The sequence below is a fragment of the Paenarthrobacter sp. NPDC091711 genome (assembly GCF_044756605.1).
Taxonomy (GTDB): Bacteria; Actinomycetota; Actinomycetes; order Actinomycetales; family Micrococcaceae; genus Arthrobacter.
The window spans coordinates 37,473-59,075 of sequence record NZ_JBIVTF010000019.1 but is presented as its reverse complement, the minus strand read 5'-3'; the positions used below and the strand labels follow the sequence as shown (position 1 = coordinate 59,075).

The window sequence follows — 21,603 nt, the reverse complement described above, 5'->3', positions numbered from 1 at the left end:
AACCAGCCGCCGCGAGGCATCCCTTAGAGGAACGCCTCGCGGCCCGTTCCTTCACGCAGCACGAGTTCGCCGTCTTCAATGGAGACGAGCAAGCTCTTGGGTTTCCCGGCGAGCTTCTTCGTGGCGCTAAGTTTTCGGCTGCTGACCTCGACGCCCACGGTGGCGCCCTTCGCCGGCAGTTCCACTGTTAGTTCGTCGGCCATTCCCAACAGCGTCTGAGTGGATACATCCCTTTCGGACACGGCTTCCTTGCCGTTGACGGTCACGGTCACGTCATCGGAAACAAACCCGTCCTGAAGGATGATGAGCAGTTCCTGCATGGTCCAACTACAGCACTAAGAGCGCCCCCGGGATAGGCCTTCCGCATACCTGCCTTCTGAAACTGTCGGCCACGTGAGGCAAACTGTCATGGTGACTTCAAATCTCCAACACCAGTCAGCTGACTCTGCCATCCACGCCCAGATCGCCGAAGAACTCGGCGTCAAGACCTGGCAGGTCAAAGCCGCAGTGGAACTGCTCGACGCCGGATCCACCGTTCCCTTCATCGCCCGCTACCGTAAGGAAGTCACCGGGACGCTCGATGACACCCAGCTGCGCGACCTTGAAGAACGGCTCAGATACCTGCGTGAGCTGGAAGAACGACGCGCGTCCGTCCTGGAAGCGATTTCCGCCCAAGGGAAGCTAACCCCGGAACTGGAAGCCGCCGTCGTCGGGGCCGAGACCAAGGCACGGCTGGAAGACATCTACCTTCCCTTCAAATCCAAGCGCCGCACCAAGGCACAAATTGCCCGCGAAGCCGGCCTTGAGCCCCTGGCCGACGTCCTTCTCGCCAACCCGCTACTGGACCCCGCAACCGAAGCCGCCAAGTACCTGAACGCCGAGCACACCATCGACGACGCAGCCACGGCGCTCGCAGGGGCCCGCGCAATCCTTGTGGAGCGCGTCGGGCAGGACGCCGATTTGGCCGAGGACCTGCGCGAACGCCTCTGGAAGCAGGGACGCATGGTGTCGCGGGTCAAGAAGGGCATGGAGGCCGAGGGCCAGAAATTCAAGGACTACTTCGAGTTCACGCAGGTGCCGTCCGGCATGCCGTCGCACCGCGTGCTCGCTTTGCTGCGCGGTGAAAAGGACGGCGTCCTTGAACTCGATCTCGCCGAAGCAGACCCGTCCGACGACGACGCCCTGGCCGCCGCGCGCGGCAAGTACGAGAACGCTGTGGCCAAGTGCCTTGGGGTTGCGAACCAGGGTCGCCCGGCGGACGCGTGGCTGACGCAGACCGCGCAGCTGGCCTGGCGTGGACGCATCCTGGACCGCCTCACAACAGACCTTCGCGGGCGCATGTTTGCTGACGCGGAAGACGAAGCTGTGCGCGTTTTTGCCGCCAACCTGCGTGACGTCCTGCTGGCGGCCCCAGCCGGCAACCGCGCGACGCTTGGGCTCGACCCCGGACTCCGGACTGGCGTGAAGGTGGCAGTGGTGGACGGCACGGGCAAGGTTGTCATCACGGACACCATCTACCCGCATGCCCCTGCGAAGAAGTGGGACGAAGCGTTGGCCACCCTTGGACGGCTGGCCAAGCAGTACAACGTGGAACTCGTGGCGATCGGCAACGGAACGGCGTCGCGCGAGACAGACAAGTTGGCCACAGAGCTCATCAAGTCCCTCGACGCCGCCGGCTCCAAGGGCATCCAGAAGCTGGTGGTATCCGAGGCCGGAGCGTCGGTGTACTCAGCCTCTGCCCTCGCCGCCTCCGAGCTTCCGGGCATGGATGTTTCGCTCCGAGGTGCGGTGTCCATTGCCCGTCGGCTTCAGGATCCGCTGGCGGAACTGGTCAAGATCGAGCCGAAGTCCATCGGTGTGGGGCAGTACCAGCACGACGTCACCGCAGCGAAGCTTGACCGCTCGCTGGATGCCGTGGTGGAGGACTGCGTGAATGCCGTGGGCGTGGACGTGAACACCGCTTCGCCTGCGCTGCTCAGCCGCGTGGCCGGCGTCGGGCCTCTTCTCAGCGAGAACATCGTGGCCTACAGGAACGAGAATGGGCCGTTCGCCAAGCGCAGCGACCTCAAGAAGGTACCGCGGCTCGGCGCTAAGGCGTTCGAGCAGTGCGCCGGCTTCCTCCGTATCACCGGGGGAGCGGAGCCCCTGGACGCCTCAAGTGTGCACCCGGAAGCGTACTCCGTGGCACGAAGAATCCTGGTGGCCGCCGGTGGTGGACCCGCTAGTGTTTTGGATCCGCAGGCCTTCGTGGACGGCACTTTTGGGTTGCCCACGGTCAAGGACATCATGTCGGAGCTGGAGAAGCCCGGCCGCGACCCCCGTCCTGCGTTCAAGGCGGCGTCGTTCTCGGAAGGGATCGAGAAGATCTCCGACCTTAAGCCCGGCATGATCCTGGAAGGCACTGTTACCAACGTTGCCGCTTTTGGCGCGTTCGTTGACGTCGGAGTACACCAGGACGGGCTGGTTCACGTCTCGGCCCTATCCAACAAGTTCGTTTCGGATCCGCGGGAGATCGTGAAGTCCGGTCAGGTGGTCCGGGTCAAGGTGCTCGAGGCCGATCCTGAGCGCAAACGCATCTCCTTGACGTTGAGGCTCGACGACGAACCCGGCGCTGCTGGTGGGCGCACCTCCGGTGGGCGTGCTTCAGGCGGCCAGGACTCAGGTGGCCGAGGCTCCGGTGACCGTGCAGGTGGTCAGCGGGGCGGCGGCCAGCAGGGCCAGCGTTCAGGCCAGCCGGGGCAGGGCGCTCCACGGCAAGGACAAGGTGATCGCCGCCAGGGTGGCGCGCGACAAGGCAAGCCCCAGCAGTCCCAGGAGCCAGCCAACACGGCCATGGCCGAAGCATTGCGCAGGGCCGGACTCGGGAAATAACCCCCTACAGGCCGGCGGTCCTGGCTTCCCACACCACTGCATCCGAGGGCTGCAGAGCCGTGGGAAGCCAGCGGCCAATGCGTTGGAAAGCCTCGCGCCGAATGGGCTCTGGTGACAGGAAGATGTCGTGGAACGCGTTCGGTAACCGGCTAACGGTGACGGTGTCCGCCAAGGACAGCGACCGATGAGCCACGGCGTCGACGTTCAGCGCGACGTCGGCGGTGAGGGCATCGGCTGACCATTTTGGTTGCAAGTAACTCCTGTCCGAAAGCATGACGAGCACCGGAACTTCGATGCCCAAACCGGCTGCCACGGTGGCTTGGCCTCGGAACACTGCATCCAGGAAGGCCGGCGTAATGGGGAAGCCCCGGTCCGGCCGCCACTCAAGGTTGTAATCCCATTCGCCGTCCAGCGCCGCCGAGACAGCACGGGTATAGATGCCTGGATCCACGGGCGGCAGCGGGGCGAGCGGGTGGAGCTTTGCATGGAGCCCAATCAGGGGCGCAATCGCGCGCCGGCCAAGCTCGGTGGCCTGGAATTCCAGCCACGGACTGTTGAGGATCAGCGCGGAGGCAATGCCCGGGTGTCGGTGGGTCCACAGGCTAAGGGTGAGTCCGCCCGTTGAGTGGCCCAGCAAAATGAGGGGGCGGTCTTCGCCAGGAACACCGGAGCGGCCCATGGCTGAGAGTGCTGCGGCGATGTCGGCGTCGTAATCGGTGAGGTTGGTGACGAAACCCGGAACGAGCCCGGGGCGCAGGCTCCGGCCGTAGTTGTGGAGGTCCAGGGCATAGAAGCGCGCGCCGGCACGGTGCCAGAACTCAGCCAGATGGCGTTGGAAAAAGTAGTCGGACCAGCCGTGGACGTAGAGGACATCGGCGTCGATGCCCGCACCGTCCGGAACATCCAGCCCCTGTGGATCGCCGCCGAGGAAGCGCACCAAGGTGGCGACAGCGCCGCCGTCGAGCGTTAGCGTTTGCTGCTCAAAGCCTTCGCCAAGAATGTCCGGGGTCCACGCCTGGGTCATGCGTCTTTTTCCTTTTGCCAGGGCCAGCGGCCCGTGATTTCCAGCTCCAGGGAGAAGCTGAGGAACGTCCGGATCAGCACGATGATAGCCAGGACGCCAACGCTTTCAAAGGTGGGGGTGACTGCCACGGTGCGGATGATGTCGGCGGCCACCAGGAGCTCAAGCCCCAGCAGAATGGACCGCCCCAGCAGCTGCCTGTAGGAGCGGTACGGGGAGAACGGGGCGAGGCCGCTGGCCCGTTTCGGTTGGTATCCCCGGAGAGCCATCGGTAGGGAAACCAGGGTTCCAATCACCATGACAGCCACTCCGGCGGCGTCCATGTACCGGCCGACTTCTTCGATGATGTGCTGGAAATCCATGGCCCTCCCCGGTTAGGTGCGTGCCCTTACCGTCTCACAGAGCGGGCGCCGCATGCAGCAAGGTGTGGCCGACCCGGAGGCCGGCCACACCTGCTTGATGTCAGCGCAGAGGATCAGGGCTTGGCGCCCACGGCCTCCCACGCCTTGGTTCTGAGTTCGGCGCGTTCCTTGCGTGCCCCTATTGCTTCGTCCTGGCTGACGACAACAAACGTGGTGACCGTGCCGGGGGCGGCGCGGGCAACGAGGTCCATGTCGGCGCTGATGACGGTTGCCACCATGGCGTAGCCGCCGCCGGAGACAGCATCGCGGTGCAGGATGATGGGCTGCGTTCCGCCGGGAATCTGGATGGAGCCCACAGCGTAGCCGGCATCGACGATATTGGAAGGATCGGAGCCAGCACCGAATGGCTGCTCACGCTCCTTCCATTCCACGCCCGGCCCCGAGTACCGGAGGCCCATCCGGTCGGCCACGGGGGTGACCTTCCATTCGCCGTTCAGGAGGTTATCCTTTCCGGTGTCCGTGAGTCTGTGGTCGTAGAGGCCCATGACAATCCGCACGGATTGTGCTTTGTCAAAGGAGGGCCGGAAGGCGTCGGGCATTTCCTCAACGCCGGGGACTTCGCCGCGGGGCGCTCCCACCGGCACCACGTCCCCGGCTTCCAGCTTCCTGCCGTTGAGCCCGCCAATGCCGCCAAGGGTGTAGGTGGACCGGCTCCCCAGGACCACGGGGACGTCTATCCCGCCCCGGACCGCTATGTAGTAGCGCGTACCGCCCTGGATGACTCCGAAGCTCAGCTCATCGCCGGCGCTGAGCTGCAGGCGTGTCCACTGGGGCTGGGTTTCACCATTGACCTTGACCTCCACAGGGGCACCTGTGATCGCCACGATGGCATCGGCATCCGTCACCAGGACAGGACCAAGGTAGGTGCACTCCAAGACGGCATCCGTGGCTGGGTTACCCACCAAGGCGTTCCCGAGTTCGGCCGAGTACTGGTCCATGGAGCCGCTCTGAGGGATGCCCACGTTGTAATAGCCCACACGGCCCTGGTCCTGAACGGTGGTGGCCAAGCCTGGATTCTTGATACTAAATGCCATTGAGTGCCTCCATGAGTTCCTGGTTGTAGGCCTGCGGATCGGACAGGGCCTTGGCCGCATCGAAGATGACGGGGACTTGGCGGTAGCGGTAGCTTCCGTCCTCAACCTGAGCCTGGATGGCGTAGTACTCGTCCTCGGTGACCGGCTTGAACTTGACGATGTCACCGGGGCGGAAGAAGACCATGAAGTCCTCGAAGTCCGCCAGTGACTGCGCGGGATCGTAGATCGGGGCTGCCGCGACGCCGAACATCTGGTACCCGCCGGCACCCCGGACGGAGTAAATGGCTGCGAAGCATCCGCCGTGGCCCACCGTCAGCTTTGGCGTGTCCGTACGCGGGCTCAGGTACTTGGGCACCTGCAGTTGCTTCTCCCGCTCCACCAACTGGAAGAGGAACGGCAGGCCGGCCACGAAGCCCACCATGGACACAAGCCACGGCTGTTCGTGGTGGCGGCGGATGAACTCAGCGGCGTCCTGCAGGCCGTTGACCTTCGCTGCGTAGTCGAGGTCCGTACCGTCCGGTTCTTGGTGGAAGCCTTCACGGAATCGCTGGGCTACTTCCGCCGTGAAGGGATCGTCGTACCAGACGGGGACTTCGATGATCCGGGTTTCCAGCGACTGTTCGTCGTGGTTCTGCAGCTCGAGTTCGATGTTGCGAACAGTGGATTCAAGGCTCGACGGCGGCAGCACGTCAGGATTGAACCGCACCAGCAATGAGGCGTTGGCAGGGCAAATATCGACGACGCCGGCCAAGGCCGCGTCCGAGAGTTTCCTGGCAATGGACATGACTTTGAAGTTGGCCGCCAGGCTCATGGATTCGTCCACTTCGACGAACAGGAACTCGTCGCCGCCCCACGTGTAGCGGGCTTCTTTCAGGACAGGGCTTGGGGTGGTCATTTCGCCTCCAACAGATCGGGAGCGGACTCGATGAACTTGGAGTGATGGGTGACTGCAGCGAACTCGGGACGGGCCAGCAGCATTTTGTGCACCGGGACAGTGGTTTTGACGCCTTCAATGTGCACGTGATCCAAAGCGTCCAGGGTGGCCGCGATGGCCGCGTCACGATCGGCAGCGTGGACGATCAATTTGGCGAGCATGGAGTCGTAGTAGGGGCTCACCACGGATCCGGTGTCCACGCCGGTATCCACCCGGATTCCGTCGCCGGTGGGCCATTCGATGGAATTCAAGCGTCCGGGACTCGGGAAGAAGTTGTTGCCCGGGTCTTCGGCGTTGATCCGGCACTCAATGGCGTGCCCCGTGAAAGTGATGTCCTCCTGCGTCAGGGACATGGACCCGGTGCCGGCGATGAGCAGCTGCTCCCGGACAAGGTCCACTCCGGTGATCTGTTCGGTGATGGGGTGCTCCACTTGGATGCGGGTGTTCATCTCGATGAAGGCGGCCTCGTGGTTCCGGGGGTCGTAGAGGAACTCCACCGTGCCCGCTCCTTGGTAGCCACACTGTCTGGCAAGTTCCACGGAGGACTGGCGGATGGTCGCCCGCACGGAATCGGGGAGGTCCGGTGCCGGAGCTTCTTCAATGACTTTCTGGGAGCGCCGCTGCATGGAGCAGTCGCGGTCTCCCAAGTGGATGAAGTTGGTGCCATCGCCAAGAATCTGGACTTCCACGTGCCGTGCGTGCTCAACAAAGCGTTCCAAGTACACGGTGGGGTCGCCAAACACGGACGCCGCCTCGCCGCGGGCCATGTCGATGGTTTCCAGAAGCTCTTCTTCACTATTGACGAACCGGATGCCACGGCCCCCGCCGCCTGCGGATGCTTTGACCACAAGGGGATAACCGATGCCGGCAGCGATGGCTACGGCGTCTGCCTCCGGGTCCAGGGGACCGTCGGAACCGCGCAGTACGGGAACTCCGGCTTTATGTGCGGACTCGCGTGCCAGTGATTTGTTGCCCATCATGTCGATGGCGTCGGCATCGGGTCCCACCCAGATCAGTCCTGCGTCCGCTACTTTGCGGGCAAAGGAAGAGTTCTCGGAGAGAAAGCCGTATCCGGGGTGGACAGCGTCGCAGCCGGCGTCCAGCGCCGCGGCAATGATCGCGTCTTGATTGAGGTAGCTGGCAGGGGCTGGGGCGGGGCCAACCACCACGAATTCGTCGGCGGTTCGTGCGGCGAGGGAAGTGGAATCGGGTTCGCTGACGATAACCACGGTGCCGATGCCCATGTCCCGTGCCGTCCTGATGATCCGTACGGCGATCTCGCCGCGGTTGGCGATGAGCAGCTTCTTCATGATGGTCGCCTAACCTTCGCGTACGACGACGATGGGGTCGCCCGGGTTGACCATGTCGCCCTCGGCTACCTCGAACGATTCGAGGACACCCGCGACGTCGGACTGGATTTCGGTGAATTGCTTCATGATTTCCACGATGCCCAGGGTCTGTCCGACCTCGATCGTGTCGCCTTCATTGGCGAACGGCGGCTTGCCCGGGCCGGGCTTGCGGTAAAAGATGCCGGGGAGTGGGGAGACGATGGTTCCCATAGGGGTGTTCTCGCTTTCAGGGAGTGGGGGATCGTGAAAAACAGGAAAATCAGCGGGCGTCGAGGACGGCTCGGACAGCCGATGCCACCGCAACGGAATTGGGTGCGTCCGAGTGGACGCAGATGCTGCCGAAGGTGATGTCCAATTCGGTGCCGTCCACGGCGAGGACGGGACCGCCGTCGAGGGCTTTTTGTACGCGGTTGGCTGCTGCCTCCGGGTTGGTGGGCTCGGGGCGGCGCTGGATCAACAGCTCACCGGCCGGACCGTAGTTGAGGTCCACGTACAACTCGGGGATGAACTCCACGCCCATGGCCCTGCACACGGACTCATGCGCGGTCCCCGCCAGGCCGAAGAACGAGACGCCGAACAGCTTGGCAGTGCCTGCAGCCGCGGCCATGAGTTCCTCGTCGCCGGCCAGCATCCCGTACAGGGCGCCGTGCGGTTTGATGTGGTTCAGGGCCAGGCCATGCTTGGCCAGGAAGGCAGTCAGTGCACCGGTTTGGTAGAGGATGATGGACTCGACTTCTTCCGGACGCAGCACCATGCGGCGGCGGCCGAAGCCCACGGGATCAGGCAGGCCGGGGTGGGCGCCAACGGCCACTCCGTGTTCGGCAGCAAGCTCCACGGTCCGGTTCATGACATCGGGATCGCCGGCGTGGTAGCCGCAGGCAACGTTGGCCACATCAATGATGCGCATCAGCTGCTCGTCATTGCCGAATTCGTGAAGGCCCACGCCTTCGCCCATGTCCGAGTTCAACAGCACGGACTTCACAGAGTTGGAAGCAGAGGCGCTGGAAGCAGGAGTGCTGGACGCAGAGGTGTTGGGGGTCACATTCGTTTGCATGGGGCCAACGCTATCCAAGCGCGGCACGCATAGTAATTGTGCAGGCTGCTGAATATGACGATGCGGATTATGATGTCTGCACTATCAGGCGAACATCTGCCTGCAGCTCGTGGAGGCCCAAATGCGTATTTCGGACTTGGTGGATGACCCTGACCTGAAGATTTCCCTGCGGGTGCCCGGAAGTCCAGGCCGCTTGGCGAGGCCCATCACGTGGTGCGCCCCCACGGAACACATGGACCCCACGCCGTTCCTCAGCGTCAATGCCCTGGTGCTGACCAACGGCATGGGCCTCAACGTGAAGGACTACCGGATTTGGGAAGCGTACGTGGAGCGGCTCCTGGCTGTGCCGGTCTCGGGGCTTGTGTTCGGGTTGGGCGCTGCGCACAGCGAACTTCCTGCCGGCCTGGTGGAAGCCTGCGAAGCGCACGGCCTTCCCCTGTTGGAGCTGCCACCCGAGGTGCCGTTTGTCTTGGTCATGCGCCACGTGGAGCACGTCATCGCCACCGACCGGTACGAGGAGCTGCGGTCCGGCTGGGAACTGGCGGACGAGTGCACCCGGCTCGCCGCCGATGGGCGCTCGTTGGCCACAGTCCTGGAGCGCGTTGCCACGTTCGTTCACGCACGGGTGACGTTGGTGGACGACGTCGGCTTCGAACTTATCGGGGCAGGAGACGCCGCCGGAGGTACTGCGCGAACAACCCTGCGCATCCCCAGCGGCGAATCGCAGCGTTTCCGGCTCATGATCGAGGGCATCAAAAGCACGGTGGTGCTGCAGCCCATCCTGGGTCCCGTAGCCGCTGTCATTGCCATGCAACTCAGCTACACCTTGGGTTCCCGTTCGCCGCTGCACTCCCGTGAGGCCGCACGGTTCATGGAAGCGCTCTACGAGGATCGCGGCATCACACCCGCGCAGCTGAAACGTTTGGCCGTGGACACTGGATTTGCCCCCGAAGAGACCTGGGGGTCGGTACTGATCGGCGCTTCCAAGGACATTCCGCGGTTGAAACTCCGTGCCATTGCGTGGCGGGCCAGGGTGGGGTTGGAGGCGAACTTCGGCATCGTCAGATTCATGGAGGAGAAGGGCCTCACCACCTTGTTGGTGCAGCAAAAGCGGGGAACGTCCGGGTTGTTGGCCATGGTCCGGGACTTCTTCAAGGATGCTCCGGAACTGGCTGTGGTGGTCACCGAGTCCAGCACCCTGAACGAGCTGCCACTGGCGTTGAGCCTCGCCAGGCGTCATGTGGGCTCACCCGGCGTCCGGACGGCTCCGCTCGCCGACCTGACCGGAATTGTGCAAGGGCTCCCGAGCGCAGGGTTGGTGGCCATGTCGCAACGCCTGTTGGCACCCTTGGAGTCCGAAGGCGGCACGGCACTGCGGGAGACACTCGACTCGTACTTGAGGCACAGCGGCAGTTCCAGGGAGATCTGCGATGAACTCTTCATCCACAGGAACACGCTGACGTATCGGATGCGGAAGATCGAGGATGCCTTGGGTCTGGACCTGGCCGACGGCGAAGTCCGCGCCACGTGCCTGCTCGCCCTGAGTATCGTTGCGGCGCACGCGTGAGGTAAATGTGCAATCTGCATAAACCGAAGGTGTTCTTTTAGGCGACGGCCCGATACCGACTTGTGCGCTGCGTCACTAACGTCAGTTCACGGGCCATGTTGCCCGCCAGCTATGGAACCGCTCCCCAAGAGGTTTCATCACGGCGGCAGGAATCCGGGCCCACTCCGTTCGCCTGAACCCTAGGGGTTACTTTGTCCTACGCAAATTACGTCATGCCCGAAGCGCGCCGTGCTCCGCGCTGGTCCCTGACCATGGCATGGTGGGCCTTGTTCTCAGCCATGTTCTGGATCTACGTGGCGGTGGCTTCCGCCAATGCAGTTGGCACCGTCAACACCATCATCGGCATGATCCTGACCATCGCCAGCTACGGCATCATCAACCTGGTCCTCTCCCGCTACGCCGCCCGGACAGGGCTCACCGTCGAGCTCCTCTCCCGGACCCTCTTCGGAATCGTCGGATCCGCGCTCGCATCCCTGATCTTCGCGGCCACGGCCATCTACTACGCCGTGTTCGAAGGGTCCATCATCGCGGTGGCGTTCCAAAAATTCTTCGGCGGTGAAATCACCATGTGGTACGCCATCGTGGTGATCTACGCCTTGCCGCTGGTTGCCGGTGGAGTGCAGAACTGGCTCGACCGCCTCAATGGCTGGTTGCTGCCGCTGTACTTCGCAGGGCTGGTGGCCGTCGTTGTCGCCGCCACCGCTATCCGCGGTTTCCCGGTCAGCTTCCCCGAGGGCGTCGCCGACGGTCCCATCCCGGGCTGGCTGACCTCCTACCTCATTTATATGGGCGTCTGGATCATGATGATGTACACGTTCGACTACGCACGGATGGCCCGTAAGAAGGATGAGAAATTCCATGGCCGGATCACCTTTGGCTGGGTTTTCTATGCCTTCACTTTCGGCATCAACGGCTTGGTGGGCATCTACATCATGAGTGCTTGGGGGCTGGCCGGTACAGAGACCGGGGTGGTGGACGCGTTCATCTCCTCTTTGGGAATCTTCGGCGTCCTGGTGATCTTCATCTCCCAAACCCGCATCAACACCGCCAACTACTATCTGGCTTCATCCAACCTGGACGCCTTCGCCACCAGGGTGTTCCGGTTGGCGTTGCCCCGTTGGGTCTGGGTGATCGTAGCTGGAGCTATTGCATACCTGCTGATGCTGACCGACGTGCTCTCTTATCTGCTCAAAGCGCTGGCCTGGCAAGGCGTCTTCGTTACCGCGTGGGTTGCCATCGCTCTGGTCTATATCGCGTTGAACCGCAAGAACGTCAACGAGGTGCCGGAGATCCGCCGCGACCGTCTGAGGGCGTTCAGCCCGGGGGCGGCGGCCTGGCTGCTGGCATCAGGAACCGGCATTCTGCTCACCGAGCAGACGGCTGTCCCGGTTCTGGCCCAACTTGCGCCTTTGATAACAGTGGCCCTCGCTGCCGGTGGCTATTTTGTGGCCTACCGGCTGCAGAAACCGCCTGCCATGGACATCTCGGAGGACGTCCACGTGGACGAGGAACAACTCGTCTAGGCAGCACTCCTCCCACAGAACAGACAACGACGGCGGCAGTCGGGTTCGGTAACTACGGAACCCGGCTGCCGCCGTCGTGCGTTGGTGAACGGTACCGCTACTGCGCAGGCGCCGGAACCGGGAAGAAGACCCGGGGATCCTGCAGCAACGCGGGGTAGTCGAAGTCGGTGCGCTTGATCACGTTGGTGACTTCGAAGTTGCGTGCGAAGCGGCCATCAACAGTGATGGGGCGGCCCTGAATCAGGCCGACGGCGAAGATTTTGCCACCGTCAAAGGGCACAGCGAGCTCGGTCTTGCCGGGCAGGGTGTTGAACGCCTGCTCCTGTGCTTGACGCTTGCGCGTGGGCTTCTTCTCCTGTTGCTTGACGGGCCGCTTCTTGGGCCCCTTTACCTGGCGGCGGGACTTCTCCTCGGCGTACACGAACTGGTATTCGTCGGGATCCGAGGGGGCTGCGGTGCGGGCTTTTCCGTGCGGTGGCATGGCCACGGTGGTGAGCTGCTCCGGGCGGAGGTCCTCCACGTTGGAGCGCAGAATGAGCAGGCGATCCTCTTCCGGGTCTTCCGGGTGGAACTCGTGCTTGGGTTCCGGCCACACGTACTCGAGTTTTTCCTCGGTGCCGGGGAAAAGCTGGGAGTAGTGCTTGGGGTCTTTGGTGATCAGCTTGGAGCGGTGGCTGAGGTGCAGGTCCTCATGCCCGAGCCATGGCGGCATGATGATCCTGGAGGCGTAATCCGGGTGTGCGGCCTGCGGGGCGAACTCGGCAATGTTGTCCCGGGTGTTGTCCGGGTGGCCGCGTTTCATCCACTCGTCTGCCATGGCGATGCCGTACATGGTGAGAGCCGGGACGTGGCCCATCCACATGCGGACGGCGGGGTGCTGCTGCCAACCGTACTCCGGGATGACCAACGCGCGGAGGACCTGGAGTGCTTCGACGCGCTGTTTGCCGAGCCTTGAAGTGTCGAGCGCCGCGGCACTCTCACGGAAATCGGCGAAAGGGAGGAAAGTCTGCATCCTTTCAGTTTGAGGGGTGGCGGGGGTCAGAACCAAGTTCAGTGCCGCGGGACACGCTCCCGGGTTGGGGCCTAGAGTTGCAGGGTGGAAACTTTTGGCGAGAAAACTACTGCCCCGGCGCTTCCTGTTGCCGAATTGCACCTGCACATCGAAGGGACTCTCCAGCCAGAGCTGATCTTTGCTCTGGCCGAACGAAACGGCATTGAACTGCCGTACCAAGACATTGAGGAACTCAGGGAAAAATACGAGTTCACTGACCTGCAATCGTTCCTGGACCTTTACTACGCCAATATGGCCGTCCTGCAGACCGAGCAGGATTTCACCGACATGACACGTGCCTATCTGAAGCGGGCCGCCGCCGGGGGAGTGCGTCACGCGGAAATCATGATGGATCCCCAGGCGCACACTTCCCGGGGAGTGGCTTTGGAGACCTGCGTCAATGGCGTGGCCAACGCCTTGGCCACCTCCGAGGAAGACTTCGGCGTCAGCACCCTCCTCATCGCGGCGTTCCTGCGCGACATGTCCGAGGACTCGGCGCTTGAAGTTCTGGACCAGCTCCAGGCGATGCACGCTCCGATCGCAGGCATCGGCCTGGACTCCGCAGAGGTGGGCAATCCGCCGTCGAAATTTGAGCGCCTTTACCAGCGCGCCGGCGAGGCGGGCTTGCGACGGATCGCGCACGCGGGCGAGGAAGGACCTGCGTCCTACATCACCGAGGCCCTGGATGTGCTTCACGTTGAACGGATCGATCACGGCATCCGGTGTATGGAAGACACGGACGTGGTGCAGCGGCTCGTAGCTGAACAGGTTCCCCTCACGGTTTGCCCGCTGTCCAACGTCAGGCTCCGCGCCGTGGATAAGCTGGCTGACCATCCTTTGCCCGAAATGCTCGCGATCGGCCTGAACGTTTCCGTGAATTCGGACGACCCCGCCTACTTTGGCGGCTACGTGGATGAGAACTTCGAGCAACTGGTGAAGGTCCTGGAATTCTCGGTGCCGGAGCAGGCCACCCTGGCAGCCAATTCCATCCGGTCCTCCTTCGCCAGCGACGCCCGTAAAGCGGTGCTGTTGGACGAGGTCGCGGAGTGGGTCAAGGCGTCCGTTACCACCGCCTAAGGCACGGCAGCCGAGACCTGCACATCACTTGCGGGGTCCGGCATGTCACACTCAGTCACGACACACGGTGTTTACCTTCCGCAGTCGCGGGAATTAACAATTCATTGGCAAACTTCTAGGGAGTATCCACCGTTGAAGGAGAAGCATGGGCGCGAATACCGCCGAGAACACCAACCTTCGTCTGAAGGCCGTCCTGGACATCCTTGCTGAAAGCGTATGGTCCGGGGCGACGCTGAACGCCGGCGAGGTGCTGGCCGAAGCGATCGTCCGAGTACCTTTCAATGACCACGAGGCCGAGCTTCTCAGTGGCGGCATTCCCCGCGGCCACAAGACCCTGACGTCGGCTTCGGCCAAGCTGGTCAAGGCCGGCTGGCTGGTCAAGGGCCGTTCGGGGTGGACCATTCCGGAAGACGGCCTGCGCGCGACGGTCGCCTTCCCTGACGCCGCGGCATTTGGTGCAGCGCTCGACGCCGGAACTCCGGTTCCTGCCGACGTCGCCGTTCCGACGGCCCCGCCTGTGAAGCCCCAAGCAAAGAAGGCAGCTGCAGCCAAGAAGGCCGCTCCTGCCAAGAAGACAGCTGAGCCGAAAGTCGCTGCGGCCAAGGTTTCCGCGCCGCGGGCCAAAGCGGCAACAGCCAAGGCTTCCGCCGCTGCAGCTGCCCCTGTCGCAAAGAAGTCCACCCGCAAGGCGCCGGCGAAAGCAGCGGCGGCGTCCGCCGTCGAGACCCTGCCGCAGCCGGACGCCGTGGCGATTGCCGGTGACTTCAACAAGATCCTTGGAGCAGCCGAAGACTGGGCGCCGCAGTATGACGAGGCCCAGATGGAGTTCAATCCCGTCGTCCAAGTGTGGACGTTGACGGCTGAACTGCCTGCCGGCTTCTACACCTACAAGATCGCGCTGAACCGTTCGTGGGACGAGAACTATGGTGCGTTTGGAGCCCGTGACGGCGCGAACCACGAGTTGAACCACGACGGCGGCCCCGTCACCATCACGTACAGCCACGCGACACGGGACATCGTGATCGGCTAGGTCTCCGTAGCTCGGAACCCGCCCTTGTTCGCTCTTCTCTCCGTTCAACGGGGAGCGGGACGGGCAAGGGCAGGTCTGGTTAAAGTGGACTCATGACTGACGAAACCCTTCGCCTCACAGCCCGTATCACCGGTGTGGTCCAAGGCGTGGGTTTTCGCTATTGGACTGCCCGGAAAGCTGACGAGCTCCTGTTGACCGGCACAGTCCGAAACGATCACGACGGCTCAGTGCAATTAGTGGCCGAAGGGGAAACCGGGAACGTCAGCGACTTCACGGGCTGGCTTCACTCGTCGCGCGTCCCGGGCCAGGTGGCGGACGTTGACTTCCAGATTTCCCAAGCCACCGGGGAGTTCGACGACTTCCGGATTATCGATTAGCGCCTAAGCCGCTGCTACGCCCCCGGCGACGCCGTGGTGAGCCCGGATTCCATGGCGGCAAGTAGTAACTCTTGGTCGTACGCCACCAAGGTGTCGGACTGCAGCCGTATGGCTGTGGCCAGGTGAATAGCGTCCGCGCTCCGAAGCTGTCTCGGCAACGCCGCGGCATACATGAGATCTGAACGAGTCACGTCAACTAGATTGATGCCGGCCAAAACGGCGTTGACAACGTCGAACGGCATACTCCTGCGACGAGCCGCACAGTGCATCTCCGTGTACAGGAGCATTGAGGCCACGAGTTGCCCGCCTGATCTGGCTAACTCGGAAAGATATGCGGCAGCGGCCGCAGATTCCCGCTCATCGATGACCAGCTTCAAGAAAGCCGACGTGTCAACGTAAACGATCACCGGTCGCCGCGCAGATCGGCCAAGATATCCACTGTGGTCATTTCGCTGTGGGTGCGAGGAACAATTGTGAAGTCCACCGGGGACTCACTGGCCGGCCGGACGCTCCCTGCTTGGAGCAAACGCTCAAAAGGCGAAGCTGACGGTGGAATGAGGGTGGCCGTCACCTCGCCGTTGTTGGTGACGTCAATGACTTCGCCATTCTTGACGCGTTCAAGAATCTTGCTGCTCTGGTTGCGCAGTTCGCGGTGCGGAATAGTTGTCATGATCTGCCTCCGTAGCAATCGTAGCACCCTGGGTGGAGGGGCTTCTTCCGGAGTCGTTCAGGCGGGCAAAGCGGCTGTCCGCGTCGCTTCGATGTAGTGCTCCAACTGCTTCAACGCGGGCTGCGAGGAAGCATCACGGACGGCGTCGGCACCCACAGCATTGGCAACAGCCAAAGCGTGCGAGTGCTCCAGGCCGGACTGGAGCGCCAGGACCAGAGCTGCGCAGAAAGCATCCCCGGCTCCGATGGTGTTGACAATATCGGTAACCCGTACGGCGGGCGCTTCGGCGACGCGTTCGCCGTCCACGAAGATCGCCGAACCCTCACCGCCGTAGGTCACGGCCACCAACGGCGCATCGCGGAGGGCGGGGATCAGTTCATACTCGGTCTCGTTCACGATCACCAGGTTGCAGCGTTCCAGCAGTTCCGGAATGAGGGGCATTGCGGGGGCAGCGTTCAGTGCGAAGAATCCCTTGGCACGGCGAGCGGCTTCCAGCACTACGTTCTGGTCCACTTCCAGTTGGCAGAGAACGGCCTCGTCGTCGTCGAAGTCCACGCCATCCAGGGCCACAGAAGCGTTGGCTCCCGGGCACACCACAATCTGGTTCTCGCCTTCGCCGTCCACCAGCACCAAGGCGGTTCCCGTGGCGGAGTCCACCCGGGCGATGTCCTGGACGTCGACGCCGGCCCCCGCCATCGCGGTGATGAGACTGAGTCCCGCTTCATCGTGGCCCACGGCCCCCACCATGCGGGACCTTCCTGCCAGTCGGGCGGCAGCGACGGCCTGGTTGGCGCCCTTGCCGCCGGGCTGCTGGCGGAGAACGCCGCCGCCCACGGTTTCACCGGGGGAGGGGAGGCGGTTGGCTGTGGCGGTGATGTCCAGGTTGATGCTGCCAACCACGGTGAGGGTGGGGGAGGAATTGGGCGCAGAAGACTGAGGGGTGGTGCTCATGGGAGGTCCTTTTCGGGAGATTGGCTGAGGCGGGATTTCAGGAGGACTGGATGACGGAGAGGTGCCCGGCCTTGGCAGCCACCAGGCACTTGGCCAGATAGAACGGGGCGCCATTTCGGCGCACGTATTGCGTGAGGACCAGAACGGGATCGGACGGACGGAGCCCGAGCAGTTTCGCGCGGCTGGGGCCGGCCGTGCTGAGGCTGATCTGGCATTCGCCGGGGCCAAGGGGTGCGCCGGGCAGTCCGCTGAGAACTTCCAGGAGCGTTGACGCGGGAAGCGTGGGAGCCTCGGCGGCTTCGGCCAAAGCTTCGGCCTCGGGGATTCCTTGGGCTACGTTCTCCTGGAGATGCGCCAGGGGCTCGCCGTTCCTGATGAGGACGCTTTCCCAGAACCACACGTCCTCGTCAGGCTGCACGCCAATGCCCGGCGCCACGAATTCGGACGCCGGCTGCTTGATGGCGGCTACCCGTTTGACCTGAATGTCCTGGTCCTGCCCGCCAAGAAGCTGATCGAACGGGCGGATGTGTTCTATGCCGATGCGGGGGAGCGAATCGGCAACAAAGCGGCCCACTCCACGGCGTGCCCGGGTGAGGCCGTCTTCCTCAAGCAACATCAGCGCTTCCCGGATCACGGTGCGGCTGACGTCCATCATGGTTCCGAGCTCAGTCTCCGTGGGGAGCAGCGAACCTGGCGGCAGGATCTTGGTCCGGATCGCTTCGGCGATGCGGGAGTAGGCCGCGACGCGCAGGGGCTGCCCTGGTTGGGTAGCGATGGGCCGGGACAGGAACTGGACGGCGTTGTCGGTCAAGGGTGCCTCACTTGAGATGGGTTACCGATACTGTACCGGATGACTGTGATAGGTTGCACAAGCTCGTAATACATGCTTGTATAACAACTCACATCTCGTGGCGCCGCCCCGCGCCCTCGGACAAAGGAGTTTGATGTGAACATCCCCACCGCCACAGGCACGCAGCCTGGAGAACCGCAGGCTGTAGCCTCAGTGGACCCCAACATGGCGTCTGACCAGGGCCGCTTCCAAGGCAAAGCCGCCGCACTGCTGATCACCACGCTGGTGCTCGCCGTCCTGGCCTTCCAGCTCAACGCCAGCATGATCACCCCTGCGCTCCCACACATCGGCTCCTTCTTCGGGGAGACGCCGGAAGCCGTGGCCCAGGTCCAGTCCATGTTCTTCCTGGCCGGCGCCATCTCCGGGCCCGTCATCGGCCGTTGGAGCGACTTCATCGGCCGCCGCAACGCACTCCTGCTGGTGCTGGCCATCATGGGCGCCGGAACAGTGCTGTGCATCTTCGCCCCCACCCTGCCGTTGCTGGTAACCGGCCGCTTCATGCAGGGTGTCTCGAGCGCCATCTTTGCGCTCTCCTACATCGTCCTCAACGAGTACCTGCCTGCCCGACTTTTCGGCACCTCCATCGGCATCATCGCTGCCATCAACGGCGGGGTCGGCGGCGTGGATGGATACTTCGGCGGACTCATGGCTGAGACCCTGGGCTTCCAGTCGATCTTTGTCGCAGTCCTTGTGCTGGCCGCGATCGCCGTCGTATGCGTCATCAAAGTGGTCCCGGGCGGTAAGTCCGCCGTCGCTCCCGGCCGGATGGATTGGTGGGGCGCAGGTTCGCTGTCCGTGTTCCTGGTGTTCATCACGTACTTCGTCTCCACGGGCTCTTCAGCAGGATGGACCTCACCCGCTGCCCTCGGCCTGCTCGCCGGCAGCATTGCATCCTTCACGGCCTTCTGGCTTATTGAGAAGAAGCGCGCAACCCCGTTGGTAGCTGTCCACCACCTCCGTTCACGCCAGGTGTGGCCCGTCATCGCCACCACTGTGCTGACGCTCGCGGGCATCTTCGCCATCATCAACTTCACCGTGGTGCTGCTGAGCCAGGACAAAGAAAACGGCTTCGGCCTCACCGCGTCCGTTGCTGCCCTGCTCTTCCTCACCCCGGCAGCGCTCATCGGCGTCTTTGCGGCACCGTTGGCCGGCTGGATCGCCGACCGCCGTGGCTGGATCAAAACAGTTCGTGTTGGCACCGCCACCAGCCTGGCCTGCGCAATCGTTGCGGCGCTCTTTGTCCACAACCAGATCGCTGTACTCATTGCCATCGCGGCGCTGGGCATCTTCTACAACGGCTTCTTCCTCACGGCCATCAACGGCCTGTCCGTCCTGCTCTCGCCCAAGGAAGCGCCTGCCGCTTTGCCGGGCATCAACGGTGCCTCCTTCGGCATCGGGGCGAGCCTCGGCGTCGTGGTTGTTGCGCCTTTCGCAGGCCAAGGCACCGCGGCAGGATACTCTGCAGCCCTGTGGATTTCGGTGTCCATCACCGCCCTCGCGTTCATCGTCAGCCTCTTCATCGCCGCCCCCAAGGGCGAAAAGATCTAACGCACGACGCCGGAACGCGGCTTCGCGTGCCACCTCACGGCTGGTTCGCCAGCCCCACCGTCAAACCCGCTACACCTGAAACGAGAGACATCATGACCCAGCCCGCCCCCTTCTTCCTTGACTGTGACACCGGGATCGACGACGCCCTCGCCCTGGCCTACCTCCTGGCTTCCCCAAGGGCGGACCTCGTTGGCATCGGCACTGTGAGCGGCAACGTCAGTGCGGCTGGCGGAGCCCGGAACACCTTGGACCTGCTGAACCTGGCCGGCCACCCGGACATCCCCGTGGCTGTGGGTGCGCACGATCCCCAGGTTGGCACTTTCCATGGTGGCGCTCCGCACGTCCACGGCGACAACGGCATCGGCGGGGTGGACCTCGTCCCGTCCGAACGTGAACCGGTGGAAGCAACAGCGGCCGAGCTGTTGGTCCAATTGGCCCGCCAGTACGCGGGGGAGTTGCGCCTGGTGGCCATCGGTCCGCTGACCAACATCGCCGAGGCCCTGCGCCTGGAACCAAAACTTCCTGAGCTGATCGCCGAAGTCACCATCATGGGCGGCGCGGCCTTGGCTCCGGGAAACATCTCACCCGTGGCCGAAGCCAACATCGCCAATGACCCCGAGGCCGCTGCCGAAGTCCTGGCCGCAAGCTGGAAAGTGACGCTGGTGCCGTTGGATGTGACCATGACCAACGTCCTGGAGGAAAACCACCGTCAGGAACTGCTGGCCACCGAGCACCCGGTCTCGCAGGCGCTGGGCGAAATGCTGGGCTACTACTTTGGCTTCTACGTCGACATCTTCGGGCGGGCTTGCTCGGCCATGCACGATCCCCTCGCCGCGGCCATCGCCGTCAGGGGAGTGGAGCTCGCTCTCGCCCCGACCGTCCGCGTCCAGGTGGACACCACTGACGGACCCGGCCGCGGCCAGACGGTTTGCGATCTCCGCGGCCAGTACGCGGGGTTCCCGGCACAGAGCGGTGCCCGTTGCCGTGTGGTGCTGGAAATCGGCGAAGACTTCGCTCCGCACCTGCTCGGAACCATGCAGGCGGCCTGGCTTACTGAAGCCCAGGCCGCGGCACCCGTCGCCTGACTGACGGCAGACTGAGGATCGACGACGACGGCGGCAGCGGCCCGCCGTCGTCGTCCTTCTTTAATGTGTTCACGTGTACATGAGTGAGCCGGGTGTGGTCAGTTTCTCGCCGGTTTCGAGCCATGTCTTGAGGCCGGAGAGGATCATGGGCCAGCCGCCGTAGAGCTGATCGTTAGCACCTTCGCGGAGCTGATCGTGCGTGACGGTGAGGTGGCATGAGTCGCCGACGGGTTCGATCTCCCACGTGATCCGTGACGTCCCCTCCGCCTTCACGTCCTCGCCCCAGAGCGCCCGCATGGTTTGGACGAGCCGGCGCGGGGGATCGACTTCAATGTTCTCGCCCTCGCCCAATGGAGCACCCGCTTTGTCGTTATGCATCTCGAAGCGGCTGCCCGGAGTCCAGTCCGAGGTGAAGGTGTTTCCGAACTGGTACTTGCTGCGGATCTCGCTATCCGTGATGGCTTCCCAGAGCCGCTCCGGAGTGGTCTTGATGTAAATCTCGAAGATCTTTTCCATGGGACTTTCCAATCTGGATTTGAGGTCGCTGAGGGCAGCGGCCCATGGTTCTGCGTATTTACTCACCCAACGATCGTGGATGAGGCGGATGGGCACCGGGTTCAGGAAGTGCAGCTTTTCACGCCCCCGACGGCGGGTGACCACCAATCCCGCATCCTCCAGCAGCTTGAGGTGCTTGGCGATGCCGAAACGGGTCATCTCGAACCGGGCTCCCAAGGCAGAGGCAGACTGACCGTCCTCGCGGAACAGCTCATCCAGCAGTTCCCTGCGGGTTGGATCTGCCAAGGCCTTGAACACTACGTCCATGGATTCAGAATAGGTGACCATTTGGTCACGTGTCAACGGATTTTTAGCGAGGTCGCGGGAACGCTGCGGGATCGCTGTCCCTGTCCGTGTGTATTCGCATGCTTCCCACGATCTCGGCGGGACCTCGCTCTCCTGACTTTTGGGCAGAGAGTTCCGATAGTTTCCATAAATGGCCGGAAACTTACTCGCTTCACCACTCGTCTGGGCCTGCTATCACTGCGATCTGCGACTCCGAAACACCCCTTATTCAGCCGCAATTCCCTTATTTAGACACTCCAAGATTACTCACGAGTTTCGGATAGTAGCCTGTTGTTATTGCGTAAACTTTACGATAGTTTCTCACTGTGATGTGCGTCGCACTGTGGTT

22 protein-coding genes are annotated in these 21,603 nt (G+C 63.2%); 8 read left to right on the top strand and 14 right to left on the bottom strand.

Annotation, left to right across the window (positions count from 1 at the left end; translation table 11 throughout):
* Positions 1-23: 23 nt before the first annotated feature.
* The gene (locus ACIQH5_RS20365) at positions 24-320 is read right to left on the bottom strand and encodes a hypothetical protein (RefSeq protein WP_400407044.1); all 297 of its coding nucleotides are present in this window, start codon (positions 318-320) and stop codon (positions 24-26) included.
* An 88-nt stretch (positions 321-408) separates the two neighbouring features.
* Here ACIQH5_RS20365 and ACIQH5_RS20360 point away from each other — a divergent pair, with 88 nt between their 5' ends.
* Positions 409-2,871: a Tex family protein gene (locus tag ACIQH5_RS20360; RefSeq protein WP_400407042.1), complete on the top strand. Its 2,463-nt coding sequence runs from the start codon at positions 409-411 to the stop codon at positions 2,869-2,871.
* A 4-nt stretch (positions 2,872-2,875) separates the two neighbouring features.
* Here the strand turns inward: ACIQH5_RS20360 and ACIQH5_RS20355 are convergent, their stop codons facing one another.
* The 7 genes from ACIQH5_RS20355 to pxpA form a co-directional block, all read right to left on the bottom strand.
* Entirely contained in the window at positions 2,876-3,895 is a 1,020-nt protein-coding gene (locus ACIQH5_RS20355) for an alpha/beta hydrolase (protein ID WP_400407039.1), read from the bottom strand.
* A complete protein-coding gene (locus ACIQH5_RS20350; RefSeq protein ID WP_400407036.1) occupies positions 3,892-4,254 on the bottom strand; it encodes a DUF1622 domain-containing protein in 363 nt (120 codons plus the stop codon). Before ACIQH5_RS20350 ends, ACIQH5_RS20355 begins: the two co-directional genes overlap by 4 nt.
* 113 nt (positions 4,255-4,367) lie before the next feature.
* Positions 4,368-5,348, bottom strand: a complete 981-nt coding sequence (locus tag ACIQH5_RS20345) for a biotin-dependent carboxyltransferase family protein (protein WP_400407033.1) — start codon at positions 5,346-5,348, stop codon at positions 4,368-4,370.
* Positions 5,338-6,243, bottom strand: coding sequence for an allophanate hydrolase subunit 1 (locus ACIQH5_RS20340; RefSeq protein WP_400407030.1), 906 nt, complete (start codon positions 6,241-6,243; stop codon positions 5,338-5,340). Before ACIQH5_RS20340 ends, ACIQH5_RS20345 begins: the two co-directional genes overlap by 11 nt.
* A complete protein-coding gene (locus ACIQH5_RS20335) occupies positions 6,240-7,592 on the bottom strand; it encodes an acetyl/propionyl/methylcrotonyl-CoA carboxylase subunit alpha (RefSeq protein ID WP_400407027.1) in 1,353 nt (450 codons plus the stop codon). Before ACIQH5_RS20335 ends, ACIQH5_RS20340 begins: the two co-directional genes overlap by 4 nt.
* Before the next feature lie 9 nt (positions 7,593-7,601).
* Positions 7,602-7,841 (bottom strand): acetyl-CoA carboxylase, encoded by a 240-nt coding sequence (locus ACIQH5_RS20330; RefSeq protein WP_090820234.1) that lies wholly within the window; start codon positions 7,839-7,841, stop codon positions 7,602-7,604.
* 49 nt (positions 7,842-7,890) lie between these two features.
* Positions 7,891-8,685, bottom strand: coding sequence for a 5-oxoprolinase subunit PxpA (gene pxpA, locus ACIQH5_RS20325; protein ID WP_400407023.1), 795 nt, complete (start codon positions 8,683-8,685; stop codon positions 7,891-7,893).
* Between the two features lie 121 nt (positions 8,686-8,806).
* Between pxpA and ACIQH5_RS20320 the strand changes: the two genes are divergently transcribed.
* A complete protein-coding gene (locus ACIQH5_RS20320; RefSeq protein ID WP_400407020.1) occupies positions 8,807-10,252 on the top strand; it encodes a PucR family transcriptional regulator in 1,446 nt (481 codons plus the stop codon).
* A gap of 191 nt (positions 10,253-10,443) precedes the next feature.
* The gene (locus ACIQH5_RS20315; RefSeq protein ID WP_400407017.1) at positions 10,444-11,775 is read left to right on the top strand and encodes a purine-cytosine permease family protein; all 1,332 of its coding nucleotides are present in this window, start codon (positions 10,444-10,446) and stop codon (positions 11,773-11,775) included.
* A gap of 97 nt (positions 11,776-11,872) precedes the next feature.
* On the opposite strand, the gene ACIQH5_RS20310 is transcribed toward ACIQH5_RS20315, so the two are convergent.
* Positions 11,873-12,787, bottom strand: a complete 915-nt coding sequence (locus ACIQH5_RS20310) for an MSMEG_6728 family protein (RefSeq protein ID WP_400407014.1) — start codon at positions 12,785-12,787, stop codon at positions 11,873-11,875.
* Between the two features lie 84 nt (positions 12,788-12,871).
* Here ACIQH5_RS20310 and ACIQH5_RS20305 point away from each other — a divergent pair, with 84 nt between their 5' ends.
* The 3 genes from ACIQH5_RS20305 to ACIQH5_RS20295 all read left to right on the top strand — a co-directional run bounded on the left by ACIQH5_RS20305 (position 12,872) and on the right by ACIQH5_RS20295 (position 15,310).
* Positions 12,872-13,903, top strand: coding sequence for an adenosine deaminase (locus tag ACIQH5_RS20305; protein ID WP_400407011.1), 1,032 nt, complete (start codon positions 12,872-12,874; stop codon positions 13,901-13,903).
* Between the two features lie 145 nt (positions 13,904-14,048).
* Positions 14,049-14,933, top strand: coding sequence for a glycosidase (locus ACIQH5_RS20300; RefSeq protein WP_400407008.1), 885 nt, complete (start codon positions 14,049-14,051; stop codon positions 14,931-14,933).
* Between the two features lie 92 nt (positions 14,934-15,025).
* Positions 15,026-15,310, top strand: a complete 285-nt coding sequence (locus tag ACIQH5_RS20295; protein ID WP_400407005.1) for an acylphosphatase — start codon at positions 15,026-15,028, stop codon at positions 15,308-15,310.
* Positions 15,311-15,324: 14 nt separating this feature from the next.
* Here ACIQH5_RS20295 and ACIQH5_RS20290 read toward each other — a convergent pair whose 3' ends face one another.
* From ACIQH5_RS20290 to ACIQH5_RS20275, 4 genes are read right to left on the bottom strand one after another with little or no spacing between them, the layout of a single operon-like run.
* On the bottom strand, positions 15,325-15,717 hold the full coding sequence (locus tag ACIQH5_RS20290) for a type II toxin-antitoxin system VapC family toxin (RefSeq protein WP_400407002.1): 393 nt from the start codon (positions 15,715-15,717) through the stop codon (positions 15,325-15,327).
* Positions 15,714-15,980: a type II toxin-antitoxin system Phd/YefM family antitoxin gene (locus ACIQH5_RS20285; protein ID WP_400406999.1), complete on the bottom strand. Its 267-nt coding sequence runs from the start codon at positions 15,978-15,980 to the stop codon at positions 15,714-15,716. Before ACIQH5_RS20285 ends, ACIQH5_RS20290 begins: the two co-directional genes overlap by 4 nt.
* 57 nt (positions 15,981-16,037) lie before the next feature.
* On the bottom strand, positions 16,038-16,931 hold the full coding sequence (locus tag ACIQH5_RS20280) for a ribokinase (protein WP_400406996.1): 894 nt from the start codon (positions 16,929-16,931) through the stop codon (positions 16,038-16,040).
* Between the two features lie 37 nt (positions 16,932-16,968).
* Positions 16,969-17,742 carry a GntR family transcriptional regulator gene (locus ACIQH5_RS20275; protein ID WP_400406994.1) on the bottom strand — a complete coding sequence of 258 codons (774 nt, stop codon included), beginning with the start codon at positions 17,740-17,742 and terminating at the stop codon, positions 16,969-16,971.
* Positions 17,743-17,877: 135 nt separating this feature from the next.
* Between ACIQH5_RS20275 and ACIQH5_RS20270 the strand changes: the two genes are divergently transcribed.
* Together ACIQH5_RS20270 and ACIQH5_RS20265 are read left to right on the top strand one after the other, a co-directional pair.
* Positions 17,878-19,329 (top strand): MFS transporter, encoded by a 1,452-nt coding sequence (locus tag ACIQH5_RS20270; RefSeq protein ID WP_400406991.1) that lies wholly within the window; start codon positions 17,878-17,880, stop codon positions 19,327-19,329.
* A gap of 92 nt (positions 19,330-19,421) precedes the next feature.
* Positions 19,422-20,414, top strand: coding sequence for a nucleoside hydrolase (locus tag ACIQH5_RS20265; RefSeq protein ID WP_400406988.1), 993 nt, complete (start codon positions 19,422-19,424; stop codon positions 20,412-20,414).
* Between the two features lie 69 nt (positions 20,415-20,483).
* Here ACIQH5_RS20265 and ACIQH5_RS20260 read toward each other — a convergent pair whose 3' ends face one another.
* Positions 20,484-21,236 carry a metalloregulator ArsR/SmtB family transcription factor gene (locus ACIQH5_RS20260; protein ID WP_062073783.1) on the bottom strand — a complete coding sequence of 251 codons (753 nt, stop codon included), beginning with the start codon at positions 21,234-21,236 and terminating at the stop codon, positions 20,484-20,486.
* Positions 21,237-21,603: the final 367 nt, after the last annotated feature.

What these genes read in the sequence shown, in the direction of transcription:
- ACIQH5_RS20365 (WP_400407044.1), bottom strand. Translation starts at nt 320, where the DNA reads ATGCAGGAACTGCTCATCATCCTTCAGGACGGGTTTGTTTCCGATGAC.
- ACIQH5_RS20360 (WP_400407042.1), top strand. Translation starts at nt 409, where the DNA reads ATGGTGACTTCAAATCTCCAACACCAGTCAGCTGACTCTGCCATCCAC.
- ACIQH5_RS20355 (WP_400407039.1), bottom strand. Translation starts at nt 3,895, where the DNA reads ATGACCCAGGCGTGGACCCCGGACATTCTTGGCGAAGGCTTTGAGCAG.
- ACIQH5_RS20350 (WP_400407036.1), bottom strand. Translation starts at nt 4,254, where the DNA reads ATGGATTTCCAGCACATCATCGAAGAAGTCGGCCGGTACATGGACGCC.
- ACIQH5_RS20345 (WP_400407033.1), bottom strand. Translation starts at nt 5,348, where the DNA reads ATGGCATTTAGTATCAAGAATCCAGGCTTGGCCACCACCGTTCAGGAC.
- ACIQH5_RS20340 (WP_400407030.1), bottom strand. Translation starts at nt 6,243, where the DNA reads ATGACCACCCCAAGCCCTGTCCTGAAAGAAGCCCGCTACACGTGGGGC.
- ACIQH5_RS20335 (WP_400407027.1), bottom strand. Translation starts at nt 7,592, where the DNA reads ATGAAGAAGCTGCTCATCGCCAACCGCGGCGAGATCGCCGTACGGATC.
- ACIQH5_RS20330 (WP_090820234.1), bottom strand. Translation starts at nt 7,841, where the DNA reads ATGGGAACCATCGTCTCCCCACTCCCCGGCATCTTTTACCGCAAGCCC.
- pxpA (WP_400407023.1), bottom strand. Translation starts at nt 8,685, where the DNA reads ATGCAAACGAATGTGACCCCCAACACCTCTGCGTCCAGCACTCCTGCT.
- ACIQH5_RS20320 (WP_400407020.1), top strand. Translation starts at nt 8,807, where the DNA reads ATGCGTATTTCGGACTTGGTGGATGACCCTGACCTGAAGATTTCCCTG.
- ACIQH5_RS20310 (WP_400407014.1), bottom strand. Translation starts at nt 12,787, where the DNA reads ATGCAGACTTTCCTCCCTTTCGCCGATTTCCGTGAGAGTGCCGCGGCG.
- ACIQH5_RS20300 (WP_400407008.1), top strand. Translation starts at nt 14,049, where the DNA reads ATGGGCGCGAATACCGCCGAGAACACCAACCTTCGTCTGAAGGCCGTC.
- ACIQH5_RS20295 (WP_400407005.1), top strand. Translation starts at nt 15,026, where the DNA reads ATGACTGACGAAACCCTTCGCCTCACAGCCCGTATCACCGGTGTGGTC.
- ACIQH5_RS20285 (WP_400406999.1), bottom strand. Translation starts at nt 15,980, where the DNA reads ATGACAACTATTCCGCACCGCGAACTGCGCAACCAGAGCAGCAAGATT.
- ACIQH5_RS20280 (WP_400406996.1), bottom strand. Translation starts at nt 16,931, where the DNA reads ATGAGCACCACCCCTCAGTCTTCTGCGCCCAATTCCTCCCCCACCCTC.
- ACIQH5_RS20265 (WP_400406988.1), top strand. Translation starts at nt 19,422, where the DNA reads ATGACCCAGCCCGCCCCCTTCTTCCTTGACTGTGACACCGGGATCGAC.
- ACIQH5_RS20260 (WP_062073783.1), bottom strand. Translation starts at nt 21,236, where the DNA reads ATGGACGTAGTGTTCAAGGCCTTGGCAGATCCAACCCGCAGGGAACTG.